This is a genomic window from Vibrio sp. 704 (assembly GCF_033339295.1).
In genome coordinates this window covers 1-505 of the sequence record NZ_JAWOUH010001081.1, presented here as the reverse complement: position 1 = coordinate 505, position 505 = coordinate 1, and the positions used below count along the sequence as shown (strand labels likewise).

The 505-nt window shown below is 48.3% G+C and carries 1 protein-coding gene; it reads left to right on the top strand.

The genetic code is table 11. From position 1 onward, the window contains the following. Nucleotides 1-505, top strand: a 505-nt coding sequence (locus R7R24_RS30760; protein WP_318120720.1) for an EAL domain-containing protein, incomplete at both ends; no start/stop codon positions are given.

The following is a 505-nucleotide window of genomic DNA, read 5'->3' as shown; positions in this document are numbered from 1 at the left end:
CAAAGAAGCGCGTATGCGTTTGTGGCTTGAAATCGAACTGCAAAAAGCCCTGCAACAAAATGGTCTTGAAGTTTGGTATCAACCCAAAGTGAACGCCCGTGATTTCAGTATCAATGGCGCTGAGGCTTTAGTACGTTGGAAACATCCGGTTGAGGGCTACATTAGCCCAGGATCATTTATTCCTGTGGCGGAACGAGCAGGTTTGATTGAGCATCTGGGCCGCGTGGTGATGCGTGATGTATTCAACACCGTAAAACGCTGGAAACAACAAGGCATTTTGCCGGGTCGCGTCGCGATCAACTTGTCTCCAGAACAGTTTGGCAACCCTCAGTTGATCGACTTTATGGAGAAGCTGCTGCGCACAACCGAACTTGATCCAAGTTGCATCACGTTTGAGCTAACGGAAAACGCGGTGATGAGTTACAGCGAACATACGCTGCAAATGCTGAATGCGATTAAAAAGCTGGGCTTTGCTTTATCGATCGACGCCGTTGGAACTGTGTAT